The following is a 768-nucleotide window of genomic DNA, read 5'->3' as shown; positions in this document are numbered from 1 at the left end:
TAGATGGTGGCGGTCTTTTCGTAGCGGGTGGCGATACCACGCCACTGCTTGAGGCGGTTGATGCACCGCTCGACGGTGTTGCGCTGCTTGTAGGTCTCGCGGTCGAAGGCCGGTGGCCTGCCGCCCCGGCTGCCCCGACGTAGCCGGTGCGCGCGCTGGTCAGCGGGGACGGGGATCACTGCGCGGATGCCGCGCTTGCGCAGGTGCTCGCGGATCGCGCGGGATGAGTACGCCTTGTCGGCCAGGACCAGGTCCGGCCTGGTGCGGGGCCGTCCTCGCCGACGGGGAACGCGCAGGCGGGCCATGACGTCGGTGAAGGCGGGTGCGTCACCCGCCTGGCCTGCGGTGAGAACGAACGCCAGAGGCCGGCAGCGGGCATCGGCAGCGAGGTGGATCTTCGTGGTCAGCCCGCCGCGGGACCGGCCGATGGCATGGTCGTCGGGTTCGCCGGCCGGGGCCCCCTTTTGCGGGCCCCGGCAGCGTGCTGGTGGGCTCGCACGATCGTGGAGTCGACCGAGACGGCCCAGTTGAGGTCCTCGTCCGCGTCAGCCTGGGCCACCAGGGCGGTGAAGACCCGCTCCCATGTGCCGTCGACGGCCCACATCCGAAGCCGGTTGTAGACCCCTCGCCAGTTGCCGTACTTCTCCGGCAGGTGAACCCACTGCGTGCCGGTCTGGAACTTGTAGGCGATCGCGTCGATCACCTCTCGATGGTCTCGCCAGCGGCCACCTCGCTTCGGCGTCCGGTCCGGGAGTAGGGGCTCAATCC

The 768-nt window shown here is 70.3% G+C and carries 1 pseudogene; it reads right to left on the bottom strand.

Features of this window, described 5'->3' with window-relative positions:
- Window positions 1-766: pseudogene (locus tag ABEB07_RS38685) on the bottom strand (IS5 family transposase); the annotation flags it as partial.
- Window positions 767-768: the final 2 nt, after the last annotated feature.

Source organism: Streptomyces similanensis, from assembly GCF_039543625.1.
Classification (GTDB): Bacteria; Actinomycetota; Actinomycetes; order Streptomycetales; family Streptomycetaceae; genus Streptomyces; species Streptomyces similanensis.
This window is presented reverse-complemented; position numbering and strand designations above follow the sequence as displayed.